The organism is Deltaproteobacteria bacterium, assembly GCA_016874755.1.
Classification (GTDB): Bacteria; Desulfobacterota; Binatia; order UBA9968; family UBA9968; genus DP-20.
In genome coordinates, this window is the sequence record VGTH01000001.1 from 181498 (window position 1) to 201551 (window position 20054).

21 protein-coding genes are annotated in these 20054 nt (G+C 58.9%); 19 read left to right on the top strand and 2 right to left on the bottom strand.

The window, feature by feature from the left end; translation table 11 throughout:
- Window positions 1-147 precede the first annotated feature (147 nt).
- Window positions 148-528, top strand: a complete 381-nt coding sequence (locus tag FJ145_00840) for a hypothetical protein (protein MBM4259970.1) — start codon at window positions 148-150, stop codon at window positions 526-528.
- A 129-nt stretch (window positions 529-657) separates the two neighbouring features.
- On the opposite strand, the gene FJ145_00845 is transcribed toward FJ145_00840, so the two are convergent.
- Complete coding sequence (locus tag FJ145_00845; GenBank protein MBM4259971.1) at window positions 658-1911, bottom strand: CinA family nicotinamide mononucleotide deamidase-related protein; 1254 nt, start codon at window positions 1909-1911, stop codon at window positions 658-660.
- A 77-nt stretch (window positions 1912-1988) separates the two neighbouring features.
- The gene (locus FJ145_00850; protein ID MBM4259972.1) at window positions 1989-2531 is read right to left on the bottom strand and encodes a hypothetical protein; all 543 of its coding nucleotides are present in this window, start codon (window positions 2529-2531) and stop codon (window positions 1989-1991) included.
- A 206-nt stretch (window positions 2532-2737) separates the two neighbouring features.
- Between FJ145_00850 and surE the strand changes: the two genes are divergently transcribed.
- The 18 genes from surE to FJ145_00940 all read left to right on the top strand — a co-directional run bounded on the left by surE (window position 2738) and on the right by FJ145_00940 (window position 19980).
- The gene (gene surE / locus FJ145_00855; GenBank protein ID MBM4259973.1) at window positions 2738-3487 is read left to right on the top strand and encodes a 5'/3'-nucleotidase SurE; all 750 of its coding nucleotides are present in this window, start codon (window positions 2738-2740) and stop codon (window positions 3485-3487) included.
- A 5-nt stretch (window positions 3488-3492) separates the two neighbouring features.
- A complete protein-coding gene (locus FJ145_00860; GenBank protein ID MBM4259974.1) occupies window positions 3493-3891 on the top strand; it encodes a hypothetical protein in 399 nt (132 codons plus the stop codon).
- Window positions 3891-4229: a YbjQ family protein gene (locus FJ145_00865; GenBank protein MBM4259975.1), complete on the top strand. Its 339-nt coding sequence runs from the start codon at window positions 3891-3893 to the stop codon at window positions 4227-4229. The genes FJ145_00860 and FJ145_00865 overlap by 1 nt, the downstream gene beginning before the upstream one ends.
- Window positions 4230-4347: 118 nt before the next feature.
- Window positions 4348-5412, top strand: a complete 1065-nt coding sequence (locus FJ145_00870) for a hypothetical protein (protein MBM4259976.1) — start codon at window positions 4348-4350, stop codon at window positions 5410-5412.
- A gap of 74 nt (window positions 5413-5486) precedes the next feature.
- A complete protein-coding gene (locus tag FJ145_00875) occupies window positions 5487-5762 on the top strand; it encodes a hypothetical protein (GenBank protein ID MBM4259977.1) in 276 nt (91 codons plus the stop codon).
- Window positions 5687-6538 (top strand): hypothetical protein, encoded by an 852-nt coding sequence (locus FJ145_00880; GenBank protein ID MBM4259978.1) that lies wholly within the window; start codon window positions 5687-5689, stop codon window positions 6536-6538. Before FJ145_00875 ends, FJ145_00880 begins: the two co-directional genes overlap by 76 nt.
- Window positions 6539-6653: 115 nt before the next feature.
- Window positions 6654-7700, top strand: a complete 1047-nt coding sequence (locus FJ145_00885) for a hypothetical protein (GenBank protein MBM4259979.1) — start codon at window positions 6654-6656, stop codon at window positions 7698-7700.
- A gap of 22 nt (window positions 7701-7722) precedes the next feature.
- Window positions 7723-8790, top strand: coding sequence for a hypothetical protein (locus tag FJ145_00890; GenBank protein MBM4259980.1), 1068 nt, complete (start codon window positions 7723-7725; stop codon window positions 8788-8790).
- Window positions 8791-8839: 49 nt separating this feature from the next.
- A complete protein-coding gene (locus tag FJ145_00895; GenBank protein MBM4259981.1) occupies window positions 8840-9877 on the top strand; it encodes a hypothetical protein in 1038 nt (345 codons plus the stop codon).
- 14 nt (window positions 9878-9891) lie between these two features.
- Window positions 9892-10953 (top strand): hypothetical protein, encoded by a 1062-nt coding sequence (locus FJ145_00900; protein MBM4259982.1) that lies wholly within the window; start codon window positions 9892-9894, stop codon window positions 10951-10953.
- An 86-nt stretch (window positions 10954-11039) separates the two neighbouring features.
- Window positions 11040-12089 carry a hypothetical protein gene (locus FJ145_00905; GenBank protein MBM4259983.1) on the top strand — a complete coding sequence of 350 codons (1050 nt, stop codon included), beginning with the start codon at window positions 11040-11042 and terminating at the stop codon, window positions 12087-12089.
- A 35-nt stretch (window positions 12090-12124) separates the two neighbouring features.
- Window positions 12125-13162, top strand: a complete 1038-nt coding sequence (locus tag FJ145_00910) for a hypothetical protein (protein ID MBM4259984.1) — start codon at window positions 12125-12127, stop codon at window positions 13160-13162.
- A 202-nt stretch (window positions 13163-13364) separates the two neighbouring features.
- Entirely contained in the window at window positions 13365-14906 is a 1542-nt protein-coding gene (locus FJ145_00915) for a tripartite tricarboxylate transporter permease (protein MBM4259985.1), read from the top strand.
- On the top strand, window positions 14896-15360 hold the full coding sequence (locus FJ145_00920) for a hypothetical protein (protein ID MBM4259986.1): 465 nt from the start codon (window positions 14896-14898) through the stop codon (window positions 15358-15360). Before FJ145_00915 ends, FJ145_00920 begins: the two co-directional genes overlap by 11 nt.
- Before the next feature lie 131 nt (window positions 15361-15491).
- Window positions 15492-16547, top strand: coding sequence for a hypothetical protein (locus tag FJ145_00925; GenBank protein ID MBM4259987.1), 1056 nt, complete (start codon window positions 15492-15494; stop codon window positions 16545-16547).
- A 97-nt stretch (window positions 16548-16644) separates the two neighbouring features.
- Window positions 16645-17682 carry a hypothetical protein gene (locus FJ145_00930; GenBank protein ID MBM4259988.1) on the top strand — a complete coding sequence of 346 codons (1038 nt, stop codon included), beginning with the start codon at window positions 16645-16647 and terminating at the stop codon, window positions 17680-17682.
- Between the two features lie 208 nt (window positions 17683-17890).
- On the top strand, window positions 17891-18934 hold the full coding sequence (locus tag FJ145_00935; GenBank protein MBM4259989.1) for a hypothetical protein: 1044 nt from the start codon (window positions 17891-17893) through the stop codon (window positions 18932-18934).
- A 131-nt stretch (window positions 18935-19065) separates the two neighbouring features.
- Complete coding sequence (locus tag FJ145_00940; protein MBM4259990.1) at window positions 19066-19980, top strand: hypothetical protein; 915 nt, start codon at window positions 19066-19068, stop codon at window positions 19978-19980.
- Window positions 19981-20054: the final 74 nt, after the last annotated feature.

Genomic DNA, 20054 nt, shown 5'->3' on the forward strand with positions numbered 1-20054 from the left:
TGTCGCGCCTGCAACAATTCTGCTGCGGGAGGCTTTATGTTGTCTCGACTGGCTCTGGTCGGTGTGGTCGCCACTCTGCTTGCGGGTTGTGTTCTCAATTGACCGAGCGGCCCAAACTTTTCACCGCACTCCGTCTCCGGCGCCGACATGGCGCTGGTCTATTTCTATAGACCGAGGGGCGAATCGTTTGGCTACGATCGAACCTACTTTCTCGGAGTCAACGGGCAAATTGTTACAGATCTTTTGCACGGTGGTTACTTTCCTTACGAGACGGCCTTGCGCAGCCTATCTCTCGTCTCGGACCTGAACCGATCCGTGAGAACCTATGTCGCCGGCACCTTGTTCGCGCTGCCGACCACCCCCGAAGCGGCCCGCCTCGAATTCCAACTCGAAGCTGGGAAAACCTACTATGTGCGCATGCGTCCTCAGGCAGGCGCACTGAATTTCACGCCACATTTGACCCTGGTACCGAAAGAGGTCGCCGAAAAAGAAATCGCAGATTGCAAATTGCTTGCGAGTAGAATGTGATCCCGCACGCTAGCCCCATATGCCCTAACCCGTCGGGGTCAGGCTTTTAAACACGACAATTTTCAAGATTGTCAATAAACCAAAGTCTGACCCCCTAGCGTGCCGAGTTGCTGAGATATTCCGACGGGACTACTTCATCCCTTCCAACAAAGCGGTTCTAAGCAAATCAATGGCATTCAGCGTCATACGTGAGCGGTCGTAGGCACCGCGGCCAGCGCTGATGCTTTCCCGGCGCAGAAAGTTGGTTCCATCAGTCAGCGAAACGTAGGTTTGGCCGCGCGCGAGATTCTGAATGCCGCTGCTCGCGGGGTCGGGGATGGCATGCAACGCGAGACCGAAGTCGCTGCCCGATTGTTTTCGGACCGCGAAGGCGAGTTCGTCGGTGAGCTCCACGGGATTCTTCAACAACGCGTCGGTGTTTTGTGGGGCGCGGCTGTTGGCGAGCAGGGCGCGCAGAGATTTCTCGCCGTTGGCGATGAAGCCGGCGCCGAAGTGATCCGTGCTCGCGGTTTGCATTCTCTCTGCCAATTGGCCGCAGGTCATGTCTTCGTAGACGGCAACGGTTTTATTTTTTTCGCGCAGCAATTTGCCGGTGACATGTTCCATGGTTTCTTCGTCGGCGGCGAAGATCGCGTTGCCGAGCAAGCCGCGCACTTCGGCTTCCACCGGGGCGATCATTTTGTTGGCTTCGTCTTTGTTGGCGGCTTTGGCGGCGATGCGCACGTCGACTTGGCCGGGTAGGGCGAGCACACCGACGGTGGGGTTGCTTGAGTTGGCGATCAGGTGGCCGACTTTGTCGTCCACTGCGCTTTCACCGATGCCGATGATTTTGAGCACGCGATAGTGGATGACTTCAGCGAGGTTGTATTTTTTGCGCAGGTAGGGCTCGACTTCGTTCTCAAACAGCCACTTCATTTCCACCGGTACGCCGGGCAGTGAAAAAATAATGCCGCGCTGATCTTCGACCACGAAGGACGGCGCGGTGCCGTTGGGGTTTTTCACCGGCGTGGCGCCTTCGGGCATGTAGGACTGGCGAATATTGTTCGGCGTCATCGGCCGGCCGCGGCGGCGGAAGTGCGCTTCCACTTGTTCCAACATGCCGGGGTCCTGGATCAGTTTCCGCCCCATGACTTCGGCGACGATCTCGCGCGTCAGGTCATCTTGGGTCGGGCCGATGCCGCCGCTGGTGATAACGATGTCGGCGCGCTCGTGGGCGCGCTGGATGACCTCTTTCATGCGCCCCGGGTTGTCGCCGACGACGGATTTAAAATAAAGATTCACGCCGAGCGCCGTCAGCCGCTGCGCCATCCACGCTGAATTGGTGTCGACGATCTGGCCGAGCAAAAGTTCCGAGCCGATAGCGACGATTTCCGCGTTTGCCATGAGTAACTCTCCTTGCGAGCAAGTGAAATTTATACCGCAGCTCGCGGCTCAGCCGCAACCAGGGAACTCGCTAGGCCTTACCGCGTGGTTTCGGCAAATCCTTCCTCGGATCGAAATTTTCGCCATAGAACTTGCGAATCAGCAAACGCAGATTGAAGTCTGTGTTCCGCGGGTTGGTATAGTACGCTCGCGCGGTTGCGTGCCGTCGAAGTAAAGTTGTTCTGCTGATTTTTTCGCCCCTTATCTTCGACATCGACCTGCTGAAATCTCGACAACTTGGAAATTGCCAAGTCCAACGGCGATAGCCGGTACACTCTGATTTGCGGCGGGAAGGAAAGTTCGCGCACATACTTACACGTGCGGCGATAATCCGGATGAAGGCAAAGAAACGAGTCGGCAACTGGCTGAATGGGAAACTTCAGTGCCCCAGCTCTCTGGAGACTCGCAAAGGTATTGGCCGAGGCTAGAATATCGAAATCTTGAGTGATCCGTTCGAACGCGTGGCTCAACAGTGCGGCGGCGCCGCCAATCAAGATTAATTCAAAAGGCTGTTCGACCTTCTGACGCGCATCCTGCAAAAGCTGGCGCAGAGATTCAAGCGGCTCGTCTAAAAGCTGCACCGAAGCGCTCCAAGCTATAGGCGCCGTAGACTCGCCATTTTTTCCCAAGCGCCGGCGTCTTTTTTAACGCCCATTCGCGCAACTCAGAATCCTGAGGAGCGGGGCCTTGGTAAGCCGCGTTTCGATGGGTTTGGGCTTTTCGCGGCCCTGCAGGGGGAGCAAGCCCTTCGCTTGTCGGCACTAAACAACTTTGTCACAATGCGCCAATGATCCTGTTGCTTTCCAACGACGACGGCATTCAATCCGAGGGGTTGATCGCGCTGGAGCGAAGCCTGGCCGCGCTTGGAGACATCTACACCGTCGCCCCCGATCGGGCGCAGAGCTCGATGAGCCACGCCTTGACGCTGCATCGGCCGCTGCGCGCGTTCGATGCCGGGCCGCGCCGGCTGGCGGTGGACGGCACGCCGGTGGATTGTGTCAAGCTGGCGCTCACCGGTTTGTTGCCGGTGAAGCCCGATCTGGTTGTCTCTGGCATCAACAAGGGGCCCAATCTCGGCGACGATATCCTTTATTCCGGCACCGTGTCGGCGGCGATCGAGGGGACGCTGCTCGGCATTCCGGCCATCGCCGTGTCGCTGGCAACGTTTGAGAACTTTGACTTTCGCGCCGCCGCCGAGTTTATGGCCGAGCTGGTGGCGCACATAGTGCGGCCGAAGATTCCGCCCGGAACCTTGCTTAACGTGAATGTTCCGCCATTGCCCAAAGATCAGTTGAAAGGCTGGAAGCTCACGCGCATGGGCAAGCGCCACTACAGCGAGAATATCGTCGAGCGCATTGACCCGCGCGGCGGGAAATATTATTGGATCGGCGGCGACGATCTTGGCTTCGACCACGACGACGGCACCGACTGCGTTGCGGTGCATGAAGGATTCGTTTCGGTGACGCCGCTGCAGGTCGATCTCACCAATTACAAACTTTTGCATGAGAGTCCGTTGGCAAGTTTCAACTGGCCGTGATTGTTATGAGTGACCACGAAAACGACGAAGAGATCCGCCTCGACAAATGGCTCTGGGCGGCGCGCTTTTTTAAGACGCGCTCTCTGGCGGCCGAAGCCATTGGCGGCGGCAAAGTTGAAATCAATGGCGATCGCGCCAAGCCAAGCCGCATTGTGCGCGCCGGCGACACGCTCAGCGTGCGGCGCGGTTCCTACGAGTGGACGGTGATTGTCAAAGAGGTTGCTCGGCTACGCGGTCCGGCGCCACAAGCGCAGCTGCTCTACGATGAAACCGAAGAAAGCGTGCGTAAGCGCGAAGCCGCCGCGGCGCAGATGAAGCTCGAACGGCCAGCCGAGTTCGACTCCTATGGCCGTCCAACCAAGAAAGACCGGCGCGACATCGCGCGCTTTAAAAGAGGCTGGTAATGATCGAAGACAAAATGGTCACCACAGTGCAGGAGCTGCCAGGCTATCGGGTCAAGACCAATCTTGGTGTGGTGCGCGGCATTGTCGTACGCTCGCGCAGCATCGTCGGCAACATCGGCGCCAGCATCCAAACCTTGTTCGGCGGCAACATCACGCTTTACACCGAGCTTTGCGAAAAAGCCCGCGCCGACGCGCACAAGCTGATGATCGACCACGCAACGCAGCTCGCCGCCAACGCCATCATCGGCGTGCGCTACGACGCCAACGAGATTGCGCCCGGTGTGACCGAAGTGCTCGCCTACGGCACGGCGGTCTATATGGAGCCCTATAGAGGTTAGGGTTCTCAGCGTTTCAATTCCCACAACCGCACTCTGCGACTTTCTGGCTAGCTTCTTGACTCCCAATCGGGGAACCGTTAGTGGGTTACGCACTCCCATATCGGTATAGGAAGGTGTAATGATCCTCAGACTGTTCTTTCTCTCCCTGTTCGCTGCGGTTCTCCTGGGGCCGGCGCAGCCTCGGCCGGCGAGTGCGCAATCGACGCCTTACTTTCAGGGCAAGACCATAATGTTGATCCAGGGTCGCGAGCCCGGCGGCACGGGAGCTTTGCGCGTCCAAGCGGCCATTCCATTCTTGAAGAAGTATCTGCCCGGCGAACCTATTATTGTCACCCAGTTCATGGCCGGCGGCGGCGGGCGCAAGGCGACCAACTTCGTCGCCCGCAACGCCAAACCGGATGGTTTAACCATTGGCAACGTCGGCTCGGGGCTGGTCGCCAACGCGATTCTCGGCTCCATCGGCGTCGAATACGACCTCGACAAACTCATCTATCTTGGGGCCTCCAACAGTACGGCACAATATGTTTTCGCCACAAGCGCCAAGTTGGGTTTGGATAATATCGACAAATTGCGCGTCCGGCCGGGGATTCGTGTCGGCGCCCAGACCGTCGGCCACGATATCTATATTAACGGTCGTTTGTTCTCTTGGATCCTCGGTCTCAAAGAGCCGCGCTTTGTCACTGGTTTCTCCGGTCCCGAGCTTGATCTTGCCATCGACCGCAACGAGCTCGACGCCCGCGCCAACATCCCCGACACTGTCTTACAGCGCAATGCCGATATGATTGAAAAACGGGCGCTCAATTTTCACGCGATCATCCAGATCCCCAAGGAGGATCGCCACCCCCATCCGCTGTTCAATAAACTCCCCGAGCTGGAAACGTTCGCCAAAAGCGATCGCGAGAAAAAGATCCTCACCATGTTTCGCACCTTCCGGATGGTCGGCTCACCCTACATTTTGCCGCCGGGCACTCCGCCGGAAGCGGTGCAGCACTGGCGCGAAGCGATGCGCAAAACCTTTCGCGACCCGGCGTTCCTGAAAGAGTTCAAACGATTGTCGGCTGACGACGCGACGCCGCTGACGCCCGAGGCACAGGAGAAGGCGATCAAAGAGATACCGCGTGATGCCGAAGCCATCGCGACATTCAACAAGATCGCCGGCGGCGATCCGTTACCGGCGCGGTAGGAAAATGAACGCGTTCAAACCGTTCCAGCCCTCTTTCGGAGGTTCACGGCTGGAACCAAAACAGGAGGGTTGGCATGAATCTACTCTTTAGCGTGCTCGCGACGTTGGCATTGTTCCTGTCACTGCCGCAATCGGTGGTTGCCCAGACGCCGTTTTACCAAGGCAAGACGATCACCATCGTTCAAGGCCGCGACCCGGGCGGCACCGGCGATCTGCGCGTGCGCGCGCTGGTGCCGTTTCTGCAAAATACATTCCGGGCAATCCGCAGATCATCATGGAGTTCATGCCCGGCGGCGGCAGCCGCAAGGCGGCCAATCATGTCTATCGAAGCGCCAAGCCGGACGGATTAACGATCGGCAACTTAAGCTCGGGGATGGTTTCGCTCGCCGTACTCGGTGAATCGGGCGTGTTATACGATATCGACAAATTCCATTATTTGGGCTCGCCCTATAGTACCTACCATTCGGTGTTCTTTACCCGCCGCGACGCTGGCTGGAACAGCCTGGGAAAACTACGCGCCGCCACCGGTGTCAAGATTGGCGGCCAGTCGCTGGGTTTTTCCACCTACAATGAAGGCCGGCTTTTTGGCTATATGCTGGGACTCAAAGATCCGCTGTTCATCGCTGCCTTCGGCGGCGCCGAGCTCGATCCGGCGGTTATGCGCGGCGAGATCGACGGTCGGGCGAGCGGTCCCGATACGGTGTTGCAGCGTAACCGTGATTTTATTGACAAGGGATTGGTTGATTTTCACGCCATCATGGAAACTCCCAAAGGCGACCGGCATCCGCATCCCTTCTTCGCCAAGCTCCCGGAGATCGAGACCTTTGCCAAGAACGACAAGGAACGCAAAATGCTCGCCCTGCAGCGCGGCTTTCGCGTCACTGGCACGCCGTTCATTTTACCTCCCGGGACGCCGAAGGACCGTTTCGACATCTTGAAAGACGCCTTCCGCAAGACTTATTTAGACCCCGAGTTCGCCAAGTCTTATCACAAAACCACCGGTGACGATCCGTCGCCGCTTTTGCCGGAAAACCACGAGAAGGCGATCCGGGAAATACCGCGGGATGCGGAGGCCATCGAGTTGTTTAAAATCATCGCGGGGCCGAAGAAGCTGCCGCCACGGTAGTTGGAAAAGGGGTTCAAACCGTTCAATCCGTTCAACCGCTGCCGCTCCGTTCAAGCCGTTGTCGGAGCGGCGGAGCGAAACCGATTGAACGAGTTACAGTCGCAATGGAGGCTCTATGATGAAAGCACTCGTGCTTGTCGGTTGCGTCCTCTTACTATTGATCGCACCCGCGCCGGCTCAATCCCAGGCCAACTTCTACGAAGGCAAGACTGTCACGCTGATCGCCACCACCGCCCCCGGCGGCAGCGGCGATCTGCGCATCAAGGCGATGGTCCCCTTCCTGCGCAAACATATCGCCGGCAATCCCAACGTCGTCATGGAGTACGTCGACGGCGGCGGCGGGCGCAAAGGCGCCAACCAGCTCTACAACAGCGCCAAACCCGACGGCCTCACCATTGGAGCGGCCAGTGGCGGCATCGTCGCCCTGGGCATCATGCGTGAGCAAGGGGTCAGCTACGACGTCGACAAGTTCACCTACCTGGGCACACCTGAGAATGAGAACCACGCGATCCTCTACACCCGAGCCGACCTCGGCCTCGACACCCTGGAAAAATTACGCGCTAAAGCCGGCATCCGCATCGGCGGCCAAACCGTCGGCCACACCTCTTACGTCGCGGGGCGCTTGTTTGCCCACTTGATGGACTTGAAGGATCCCAAATTCGTCGTTGGCTACACTTCCCCCGAAGTGGACGTGGCGCTGATGAGCGGCGAGGTCGACGCCCGGGCCAATTCCGCAGTCTCGGCGCTGCGCCGCAACCCGGAGTGGCTCGACAAAAAGATCATGCACTTCCACGCCATCATGGAAATCCCCAAAGGGTTAAAGTTCCCCAAGCTCGCCCACCTGCCCGAGATTGAAAGCTTCGCCAAGAACGACCGCGAGAGAAAAGTGCTCGCCGTCTGGCGCGCCTTTCGCGGCGTCGGCTCGCCCTATATCCTGCCGCCGGGCGTGCCTAAGGATCGCGTCGCCATCCTCGAAGAGGCGATGGGCAAGATTTTCAAAGACCCGGAGTTTCCGAAATATTTTCGCAAGCTCGTGGAGGACGAGCCATCGCCGATGGGCGGAGCGGAATTGACCCGGCTCGTGCGCGAGATGCCGCGTGACGCGGAGGTGCAGGATCTGCTGAGAAAACTATCCGGCGCCGGACCGTTGCCACCGCGCTAGCGCGCCGCGATCGAACCAGCACATAGGGTCGAACGCCCAGACAGGGCCGCGAGGAGGAGTTGTGCTGCGAAGATCACTCGCTGTTTTTTTCTTGTTGCTGGGAGTAGCGTCGGCACCGGCGCAAACCAGCTTCTACAAGGACAAGACCATCACGCTGGTGGCGGGAACAACCCCCGGCAGCCAGTACGACGCCCACGCCCGGCTGATCGCCCAGCATTGGGGCAAACATATCCCCGGTCATCCCAACATCATCGTGCAAAACATGCCGGGTGCCGGCTCGCTCATCGCCGCCAACCATCTCTACAACATGGCCAAGCCCGACGGTTTGACGGTCACGTCGATTGTGCCGAGCATCTATTTCAACCAACTGGCCGCGCGTCCGGAAGTGCGCTTCGATTTTGCCAAGTATAACTGGATCGGCAGCGTCGATCGCTCGGATGTCCTGATTTACGTGCGCTCCGACACGCCGTTCAAAACTATTTACGACGTGCGCCAACTGACGCCGCCGCCCAAATGCACCGCCACCGGCAGCGGCACCGTGGGCCATTACGTGCCCAAGCTTGTGAACGAAGCCATCGGCACCAAATTCGATCAGATCGTCGGCTATCCGGGCGGACCGGAAATGGATCTCGCCTTCGAAAAAAATGAAGCCCAGTGCCGCGCCAACACGCTGGCGGCGTGGTTCAGCGGCGAGCCCTATCGCGGCTGGCATGCCAAAGGCTTCGCCCATGTGCTGATTCAGACCGGTCGCAAGCGGGATGAACGCCTGGCGCAGGTGCCGACCTTGGGCGAGCTGATGGACGAGTTTAAGACTGACCAGATCACCCGCCGCTTCGCCAATGTTGCGCTCGCCTCCGGGGAGCTTGGCCGGCCTTATTTGCTGCCGCCTGGGATTCCCGCCGAGCGACTGCGAACGCTGCGCGAGTCCTTCGTGAAACTCATGGATGATCCGGCCTTTCGCGGCGATGTGAAGAAGCGCGGCCTCGAAGTCGAGCCCACAAGGGGTGAAGAGTTGGAGAAGCTCGCGCGCCAAGTGATGAGCCAACCGGCGGAAGTCATCGAGCGAGTGAAAGTGCTTATGGCGAAATAGAGCGTGCAGCGACGTTAGAAATAGTTTCACAGTCCTTCGGAGGTCGATCATGCATCGGCACAGGATGGTGGCAGTAATGTTGTCGGCGGCAACGATGTGCTTCGCGGCTGCCGCCTATGGCCAAGGCAATTTCTTCGAGGGCAAAACGGTGCGCTTTCTCGTCGGTTTTACGCCCGGCGGCTCCTACGATTTATGGGCCCGGGTGATCGCCACTCAGATGGGCAAGTACATTCCTGGCAACCCTACTTTCGTGGTGCAAAACATGAGCGGCGGTGGCTCGATGGTGGCGGCCAATTATGTCCACAACGTGGCCAAGGCCGATGGCTTGACCTTCGCAACCGTGACTCCCGGCCTCTACACCGAGCAGCTGCTCGGGCGCAAAGAGGTTCAGTACGATTGGTTCAAGCTGTCCTATTTGGGCTCGCCGGAGCGCACCGCGCGGATTTTTTACATCCGCGCGGATACACCCTACAAGACCATCGAAGATTTGCGCACAGCCGCTGAGCCGGCAAAGTGCGGCGTTACCGGCCTGGGCACCGCGAGCTACTATTGGCCCAAGTTGTTGGGCGAGATCGTCGGTTTCAAGCTCAATTTAATCACCGGCTATCAGGGCTCCAGCGATGTCAATTTGGCGCTCGAGCGCGGCGAGGTGCATTGCTGGGGCGGCACCGTGCAAGCGAGTTTCGGCAGTGAGCCGGGCCGCACTTGGATGAAAAACGGCTTTGTCCGAGTCCTCGCCCAGGGCGGCCCCAAGCGCGATCCTCGGCTGCCCGATGTGCCGACGATCTGGGAGCTCTTGGACAAACACAATAAGAATCAAGCCCTGCGCGGACTCACCCGAGTCTTGCTCGCGCCAGATGACATGGGCCGGCCGTTTTTCGGACCGCCCCGCATTGCGGTGGAGCGCATGAAAATTCTGCGCTCGGCGTTTACAAAAGTTTTGAGCGACCCCGACGTCCTGGCCGACGCCCGCAAGAAGGGCCTCGAAGCCGCGACCGTGAGCGGCGATGAAATGGACGCGCTGGTAAAAGAACTGGTTCAACCTGCGGAAGCGATTCAGCGGATGAGAGCGTTTTTGCAGAACTAACCAAGGAGGCTGTTATGACAGGGCGCACAATCGTTGTCGGATTATTGGTCGCCACGTGGGCGGCATGCAGCGTCGCGTGCGGCAGATTTGTAGCTCCGGTTTACGCCCAGGCCGATTTCTACAAAGGCAAGACCATCACGCTGGTGCACGGCCGATCCACCGGCGGCTCGGGCGACTTTCGCGCCCGCGCGGTGGTGCCGTTCCTGCAAAAGTATATTCCGGGTAACCCGAACATTGTGCAGGAGTACATGGACGGCGCCGGCGGGCGCAAGGCGGCCAACTATATTTACAACACGGCGAAGCCCGATGGTCTGACCATCGGCAGCGTTGGCGGCGGGGTGGTGGCGAGCGCCCTGCTTGGTGAGACCGGTGTGCAGTACGATCTCGACAAGCTGCACTTCGTCGGCACGCCGTATAGCGCCAGCCACTATGTGCTGATCACGCGGCGCGAATCCGGCTTAACGACGCTCGACAAGCTGCGTCAAGCGACCGGCCTGCGGATCGGCTCCCAAGCGGTCGGCCACAGCAATTACACCATCGGCCGCATCATGACTTGGCTCTTGGGCCTCAAAGACACCAAGGAAGTGATCGGCTTTACCAACCCGGAGCGGCGCGCCGCTTTGATCAACGGCGAGATCGATGGCTACGCGGTCTCCGATAGCGGCGTGCTGCCGGAGTGGCTGGAGAAGCGCTTGGTCGATGTCCAGGTCATCCTCGCGGTGCCGCGTGACTTGAAGCATCCGACTTTTCACAACGTGCCGGAGCTCGACGGATTCGCCAAAAACGAGCGCGAGCGCAGGATCGTCACCATGTACCGCAACTTCAGTTTGACCGGCGCGCCGTTTATTCTGCCGCCGGCCATGCCCAAGGAGCGCATCGAAATTATCAAGGAAGCGCTGCGCAAAGCTTTCAAAGATCCGGCCTTTGTCCAGGAGTATCGCAAGCTGGTGGGCGATGACCCGAGTCCGCTCATGCCGGAGGAAAACGAAAAATCGATCCGCGAATTGCCGAGGGATAAAGAGACCGTCGAGCTTTACAAAAAGTTCGCCGGGGCAGGTTCTATTCCACCGCGTTGAAACAACGTGGAAATTCCGGTATTAGCTTGCGACATTTATGATCGTCTAATGATCGTGACCCCATAACTCATCACAAGGAGCACTCGATGAATCCAAAGAGACTGACGTTGTTCCTGGGCCTGGCAATCGCCATGGCTTCCCTACCCCAGGAAGGGCTTACCCAAGCGCCATTTTATAAAGACAAGGCGCTGACCATCGTGCATGGCCGGGCCGCCGGCGGCTCGGGCGACTTGCGCGTGCGAGCGGTGGCGCCGTTTCTGAAAAAATATCTGCCCGGCAATCCGGCCATCGTGCACGATTTCATGGATGGCGGCGGCGGGCGCAAGGCGGCCAATTACATTTATAACAACGCCAAGCCGGATGGGCTGACCATCGGCAACGTCGGCGGCGGTGTCATCGCCAACGCGGCGCTGGGCGAATCGGGCGTGCAGTACGATCTGGGCAAGATGCCGTTTATCGGCTCGCCCTACAGCGCCACCCACTATGTCTTGATTTCTCGGCGCCAGGCGGGCTGGAATACCCTCGATAAGTTGCGCGACGCCGGCAGCGTCCGCTTCGGCTCGCAGAACGTCGGCCACACCAACTATAATATCGCTCGCATCGTCAGTTGGCTCATCGGCACGAAAAACCACAAGGACGTGACCGGTTTCTCGATTCCTGAGCGCGACGTGGCGTTGATGCAAGGGGAGATCGATGCGGTGGTGTCATCCGATGATTTGCTGGCGCGCAACAAAGAATGGCTCGACAAAAAGCTCGTCGACTTGCACGTGATCGTGGCGATACCGCGCGAGGTGAAGCACCCGCAATTTTCCTACTTGCCGGAGATCGACGGTTTCATAAAGAACGAGCGGGAGCGCAAGCTCCTGACCATGTTCCGCACTTTTCGCCTCGCCGGCTCGCCGTTTATCCTGCCTCCGGGGACGCCGCCCGAGCGCATCGCGATGCTCAAAACTGCATTGGTCAGAACCTTCAACGACAAAGAATTTTACAAAGAGTATAACAAAGTGGTCGGCGAAGATCCGACGCCGTTGATGCCGGACGCCAACGAAAAGGCGGTCCGCGAACTGCCGCGCGATCCGGAAACGATCGAGTTGTTCAAGAAATTTGCTGGGGCGGGGCCGTTGCCGCCGCGCTAACGGCTGGAAATTTGCGCTAAGGTAGAAGAGGAAACATGTTCCGGCTACTTGTTATCAGTGCGGTGCTATTGTTCTCGAACAGTTCCGTCGTTGCCCAGCAGCCTTTTTACCAAGGCAAGACCATCACCATGATCGCCAGCACGGCGCCGGGCGGTACCGGCGATTTGCGTGTCAAAGCTCTGGTGCCCACGCTGAAGAAACATATCCCCGGCAACCCGACGATCATTATGGAATACATAGACGGTGGCGGCGGGCGCAAGGGAGCGAACTATCTCTACCGCAACGCCAAGCCGGACGGTTTGACGATAGGCGCGCTGAGCGGCGGCATCGTTGGCCTGCAGGTGATGGGCGAGAGCGGCGTCCTGTATGACATCGACAAGTTCATTCAACTGGGCTCACCGGAGAGCACCAATCACTACACGATCTATAGCCGTAAAGAGTTGGGCGCGACCAGCGTCGAGAATCTGCGCGCGATCAGCGGCATCCGCATCGGCGCGCAGTCGGTGGGCCATGTTTCTTATATTGCCGGGAGGTTATTCGCGTATCTGTTCGGTTTGAAGCAGCCGCAGTTCATCGCCGGGTATACGGCGCCGGAGGTCGACGCGGCGCTGATGCGCGGCGAGCTCGACGCACGCTCTAATAACGCTTCGTCGGTGCTGCGGCGCAATCCGGATTGGCTCGACAAAGGCGTGATGAATTTTCATTCGATCCTGGAAGTGCCCAAAGGAGTGAAGCATGACAAGCTCGGCCACTTGCCGGAGATCGAAACCTTCGCGAGAAACGCCAAGGAGCGCAAGCTGGTCAACATGTGGCGCGTCTTTCGGCTGGTCGGCTCGCCCTACATGCTGCCGCCGGGCACGCCGAAGGATCGCGTCGATATTTTGCAGGAGGCGTTCCGCAAGACCTACAAGGACCCGGAGTTTCATAAAGAATTCTTGAAACTGGTCGGCGATGACGCCGAACCGCTGATGCCCGAGGATTTGGCGAAGGCGATCAAGGACATGCCGCGCGATCCGGAAGTGGTTGCTTTGTTAAAAGACCTCGCGGGGGCGCGGCCATTACCGTCGCGCTAGCGCGCGACGGGGTTCAAATAGTTCAAACCGTTCAATCGCTTCGCGCCGTTCAAGCCCCCCTACCACTGCGTCGCGGGTGAAGAGACAAAGAGCGTTGATTTTAAATCCGAAGTACCTGATGCATCTTCCCGCCGGATTTGATATGGGAGATGAGCCGCGAAACGGCCAGGTGGCCGCCGCACAATTGTAAAGGACAACTCCCATGGAAGCTTCGTTATTCGACGCCGCTATCAAAGGCTTCATGAACATCCTGCAGTTGAAGGTGTTCCTGGCCATGATGATTGGCGTCAGCATCGGCACCTTCACCGCCGTCGCGCCTCAGGGCTTGGGTATACCGCTAGTCTACGCCATTCTTCTACCTGTAGTGATCAAATGGGAGCCGCTCACCGGCATCGCGCTGTTGATCGGCGCCAGCTCGGTGAGCGCGATCTGCGCGGCCTATTTGCCGATCCTATTTGGCATCCCCGGCGGCTCCGGCTCGCAGGCCACCGTGCTCGACGGTTATCCGATGGGCAAGCGCGGCGAAGCGCGGCGCGCCTTGGGCGCATCGTTCATGGCCGGCGGCCTTGGTTGTCTGATCGGCACGGCGACACTCATCGTCGCTGTCCCGGCGGCAAAGCCGTTGATCTACCTCATGGGCTCGCCGGAGCTGTTCGTCATCATGCTCTGGGGCTTGAGCATGGTCGCCGTGCTCGCCGGCAAGCGGCCGCTGAAGGGATTAATCGCTACGGCGTTGGGCTTGCTGCTCGCCACGGTCGGCCAACAGGCGCAAAGCGGCGTCATGCGTTTTGTCTACGATCAGCCTTACCTGCTCGACGGCATGTCGATCAGCATCATGGCACTGGCGCTCTTCGGCGTTCCTTCCGCGCTCGATCTCGCCTTGACCAAATTGGGCGTCGAACAGCAGCCGGCCCCGCTCAAGGGCAGCTTGTTTGACGGCGTCAAAGACACAATTAAAGAATGGTGGCTCGTGGTACGTTGTAGTTTCGTTGGTGTCTGGGTGGGCATCGTGCCTGGCTTGGGCTCGCAGGTGGTCGATTGGCTCGCCTACGGCCATGCGGCGCAGAGCTGCAAAGGCGGGCGGCAGACTTTTGGCACCGGTGACGTGCGCGGCGTCATCGCCCCGGAAAGCGCCAACGACGCCAAGGACGGCGGCGATCTTGTGACGACGCTGCTGCTCGGATTCCCCCAGGGCGTGAGCACCGCGCTATTCATCGTCGCCCTGCTCGCCTGGGGCTTTGTGCCAGGTCCCGAGATGATCAAGAAAAATCCCGAAGTCATCTATAGCGTGATCTGGATCCAGGGCATCGCCGGCATCGCCGGCACCCTCGTCGGGTTCTGCTTGGCCGCCCAACTCGCCAAGCTTGCCGAGGTCCGTTACAGCTTCATGGTGCCGATCATGTTCCTGTTCATCTTGATGGGTGCCTATAGTGTTAACCGCGACCCCTTGGATCTGCTGGTGGTCGTCGGCTTCGGCTTTTTGGGCTATTTCATGCGCCGCGCCGGTTATCCGCGTCCGGCGATGATTCTGGGTTTGGTGCTTGGCGACCTGATGGAAAAATATCTCTACCGCTCGGTGGCGAGCTACGGCTTTACCTGGCTCGCCCGGCCGGGCGTCATCGTGATCTTCATCATCGCCGCGGTGTCGCTGTTCTTCACACTGCGCGGCAAGATGCGAGCGAGCGAAAAAGACTCGGAAGCAACTTTTAGCGGTGCGGTGGGGAGGTCGGGCGATGAGAACTAATTTTGCGCTATTTCTCTTGGCGATTTTCGCCATTGCGACGGTGAGCGGCTGGGACTGGCCGAACATCGCCAAGATCATGCCGGTCTACGTTGCGGCGATACCTGGGTTGATCATGGTGATCGTTCAGCTCTACCGCGAGTTTACTGGATATGAGCGAAGGGTCGCTACTTCCGGCGTTGAAATGGACGATACCGGCAGCGCCGATCTGGACGAAGCTACCGAGCGGCAGCGCACCATCGCCTACTTTGCCTGGTTCATCGGCGGCGCGATTGGTATCTGGCTCATCGGTATTGTCTACGCATTGCCGTTGTTAGTATTTCTCTACGCCCTCATCGAAGGTGGCGAAAAATGGTACACCTCGCTGATCCTCGGTGTCTGCGCCTACGCCATGCTCTGGGGGTTGTTTGAGTATATGCTCGAGACGCGCTGGCCGGCGGGAATCCTCTTTGGATAAGACAATTTTGGATTTTCGATTTTGGATTGTCGGATTACTGATCTCCCCTTTATGTCTCACACTCCCTAGTTGAGTCGATCTTGACTGGCCCCTTCCGACAATCCAAAATCCAAAATAGAAAAGGCGCTTGCATGGTCCCACTGACGCATCAACTCAAACTAGTCACATTCACATTACTCCTTGTCACTTTTCCAATCCCCGCCTTTTCCCAAACGCCCTACTTCCAAGGCAAGACCATCAAGATCATTCGCGGCGGTGAGCCGGGCGGCACCGGCGACATGCAGGCGCGGGCGCTGATTCCCTATTTGAAAAAACATATTCCCGGCAACCCGACGATCATCGTGGAGAACATGCCGGGTGCCGCTGGGCGCAAAGCGGCCAACTATATCTATTTGACAGCGAAGCCCGATGGCTTGTCGATCGGCGCCGTGGGCGCGGGCCTGGTCGCTGGCCATATTCTCGAGTTGGCCGGCACGCAATACGACATCGATAAATTGGTGTACTTAGGCTCCACCGAAAGCGGCGACCCCTACGTGTTTGTCAGCCGCAACAAGGGTGGCTTTCAAACTATCGACAAATTGCGCGCTGCCACCGGTGTGCGCATCGGTGCCCAGGCGGTGGGCCATCCGATTTACGTGAGCGGGCGGCTGTTCGCCTATGTGCTGGGTTTGAGAGAACCGCGCATGGTCTTGGGCTACGGCGGGATTGAGCTGGATGCCGCGTTGGCCAACGGCGAAGTCGATGTGCGCGCTAACGGCGCGGACACGATCCTATCGCGCAGCCGCGGTGACATGGACAAGGGCGAGCTGCAGTCTCATGCCTCCATCAGCATCCCCAAAGGCCGCTATGCGCAGGGGTTACCGAAAGCGCCGGAGCTCGACACCTTCGCCAAGAGCGACAAGGAGCGCCAGTTGATCGACTTGTTTCGCACCTTTCTCTACCCACGCTGGCCTTACCTTTTGCCGCCGGCGACGCCGAAAGACATCGTTGCGACGCTGCGCGGGGCGATGGCCAACGCGTTGAAAGATCCGGAGTTTCATAAGGAGTTCAAAAAGCTGATGTCCACGGATGCTACGCCGTTAACCGGAGAGCAATTGGATAAGGCGATCCGTAGCCTGCCGCGTAATCCGGAAACCGTGGAGCTCTACAAGAAATTAGCGGATCAGGGACCATTACCGCCGCGCTAAAAATCGTGCTCGTTGTTCGTGCTCGTTTCTCGTTATCGGAGTTTGGGCGATCGCGGGTCACGAACACGAGCCTGGGCCTGGGCGCCAAGGAGGTTTTATGTTGTTGAGACTGCCTCTCGTGCTCATTGTTCTCTGCTCGGTCAGTTCGGCACTGGGCCAGACTCCTTTCTACAAAGACAAAACCATTACCATCGTGCAGGGCACCGAGCCCGGCGGCAGCTCGGACGTGATGACCCGGGCGCTGATGCCGTTCATGAAAAAGTACATGCCGGGCGAGCCCAACATAATTTCCGAATACATGCCGGGCGGCGGCGGCATGAAAGCAGCCAATCATATTTACAGAAACGCCAAACCCGATGGTCTAACCATAGGACGGATCGGCGGCGGCCTGGTCGCCAATGCCCTGCTGGGCGAAAAAGGCGCGCAGTACGATTTAGGCAAGTTCATCTATCTCGGCTCGCCACACAGCACCTATCACTGGGTTTTCATCACCCGCAAAGATGCCGGCTTCAAGAACATCGAAGCGCTGCGTTCGGCCACCGGCGTGCGGATCGGCGCGCAGACCGTCGGCCACTCCAACTATTTCGTCGGCCGGTTATTCGCCATGCTCATGGGCTTTAAAGATCCGAAAATGGTGGTCGGCTACTCGGGTACCGAGCTCGACCTGGCGCTTGAGCGCGGTGAGATCGACGGCCGTATCAACAATCCCGACACGCTGGTGATCCGAAACGCCGAATGGCTCGCCAAGGGATTGATCAACATTCACGCCATCATGGAAGTGCCGCGCGGTTTGAAACAGCCGGGGTTCGACAAGCTCCCTGAGATCGAAGAGTTCGCCAAAAACGAGCGCGAGAAGCGACTGCTGGCGATGGTGCGCGCCTTTCGCCAGGTGGGAACGCCGTCGCTGCTGCCGCCTGGAACCCCGGCCGAGCAGGTGAAAACCCTCCGTGAAGCCACGGCGCGCATGTACAAAGATCCGGAGTTTCAAAAAGAGTACAAGAAAATGGTCGGCGAAGAACCTTCGCCCATTCTCGGCGAGGACATGGAACGGACAATTAGAGAGCTGCCGCGAGATCCGGAAATCGTCGAGCTGTTCAAGAAGCTAAACGCCGCCGGCCCGGTGCCGGCGCGGTAGCAATAAATGGTCTAAGCCGTGCCAATGATTCGTCCCGCGGTGTCCTGCGCACAGCGGGCTAAACCCCATCCCCATCTTGATACTCCCCCACCACGCGAGGTAGGAAATTAGTAATGGCAGAAGTTCAAACCTCCGGTTCCGGCAGAGCCAGGCGGTTGAATTGAACGGAGCGCCAGGGTTGAACGGTTTGATCCCCCAGGAAGGACCCATGACAAAAATTGTGTTGCTGCTGTCCGCTGCTATTTCCCTCTATGCGGCGCCTGGCTTTGCCCAAGCCAATTTTTACCAGGGCAAGCATCTCCTGTTGATCGTCGGCTCCGGCCCTGGCGGCATGGGTGATCTGCGGGCACGGGCGCTGGCCCTTGGGCTGACCCGCCATATCCCTGGCAATCCGCCCGTTGTGTTTCAGTACATGGGCGGCGGCGGCGGGCGGCGCGCGGTCAATCACATTTACAACAACGTCAAACCCGATGGACTGACATTGTTGCGCGTTAGCAGCAGCATCATCCCCTATGCGGTCCTGGGCGAGACCGGGGTGCAGTACGACATCGATAAGTTGAATTACTTGGGCGCCACCGAGCATCAGCTTTTTTATATGTTTGTGACCCGAAAAGGCGCGGGTATTAATAGCTTGGCCAAGCTGCGCAGCACCCCTGGCATTCGCATCGGCAGCAACCCGGTGGGCCACACCGGCTATTTGCAGAGCCGGATGGCCGCCTACTTTCTCGACATGAAGGATCCCCGGATCGTTCCTGGCTTCGAAGGCAAAGACCTCGACGTGGCCATGGCGGCGGGTGAGGTCGATGCGCGCATCGCCTCCACCGGGACGGTGACACAAAACGACTTGCTATCGAAGAACCTCGCCGACTTTCACTTCACCATCGAGATTCCGCGGGGCAGGAAAGACCCGCGGTTCACGCATCTGAAGCTGCCCGAGCTGTCGACTTTTGCCAAGTCGGATCGCGAGCGAAAAATCATCGCCATGGCCGAGGGCTTTCGCGTTGTCGGGACTATCTTGATGGCACCGCCAGGGACGCCTAAAGACCGGCTCGATATATTGCGTGACGCAGTGCGCAAGACTAATGACGACCCGCAATTTGCCGCCGACTACAAGCGGCTCACCGGCGGCGACGATCCAACTCCGCTCGATCCCGAAGAGCAGGGAAAGTTCGTGCGCAACATCCCGCGCGACCCGGAGATCATCGAGTTTTTCAAGAAATTTGCCGCGACGGCGCCGCTGCCGCCGCGCTGAGAACGACCGCCGACCGGGCGGATTCCAGTTCAACCACAAGCAAGAGGCGATTTATCAATCGCCCCTTGCTTGTGGTTTATCGAATACTCGCTACAATGCGTTCATTTCTCATTTAGGAGAGATCGAACCCTATGGCTACTGCCTTTTCGGTGGTGATACTCGCGGTTTGCTTCGCGCTGCCGGCGTCCGTCACGGCACAAACGGACAGAGCTGCGCCTGAGGACGTCCGTATCTTGGAGGTGGTGGATCGGCTGCGGGAAATCATCCAGCAGGCGGAGCGCAACCGCAGCACCGATCGGGCGACCCTGGGCGCGCTCAGAGACGTGGTCAACACCTACGATTGGCCTTGGCGAAGGAAGCTGTTGTTCGACGACTTCGGCGACGGCAATTTCACGGCCAACCCGGCTTGGACGGTGAGTCGCGGCGACTTTCGGGTCGTGCGCGGTTTGGGGCTGCAAACCTCCGGCAGAGGCGATGCCGTTGTGAGTCCTGGCCCAGCCGATGGCGGCACTGGTCCTGGGTCTGGCGGTCCCTCCGTCATTGAAGGAATTCTCGGCGGTATTTTAAAGGGCGTGTTCGAGCGCGGCCCGTCAACTCAATTCCGAGCCAACACCGTAGCCGCTGAGATTTTCACGCCGGTGGCCATCGGCAACGCGTTCGCCGTGCGCGTGCGCATGGCAAGCCGCGAGCTCAATCCGAGCGGCTCGCGCATCGAGTTTGGACCCTTTCGAGGTACAGACAGGGATTGGGGTTATCGTCTGGCGCACAATCCCGGACAGCGACCAGGCTGGGAATTGATACGGCTCTCGCCTGGCCGCTCGGCCATCGTCGAAAAGTTTAACGGCGCCGCCGGCATGGGTGACGGCAAAGCACGTAACGTCGAATGGCGCCGCGACCGCGACGGCAACATGCAGGTGCTAGTCGATGGCACTGAAATTTTTCGCACCGTGGATCGCGGCAACGACGTGTTCGATGGCTTTGCCATCGTCAACAGCGGCGGACAGTATAACTTCGAGCGGATCGAGGTCTTCGGCGCCGAGCGTTGAATTAATTAACCGCAAAGAACGCAAAAAAATCGCATGTAGGGTTGCGATTAATCGCGCCCGCCTGTGCCGGCCCG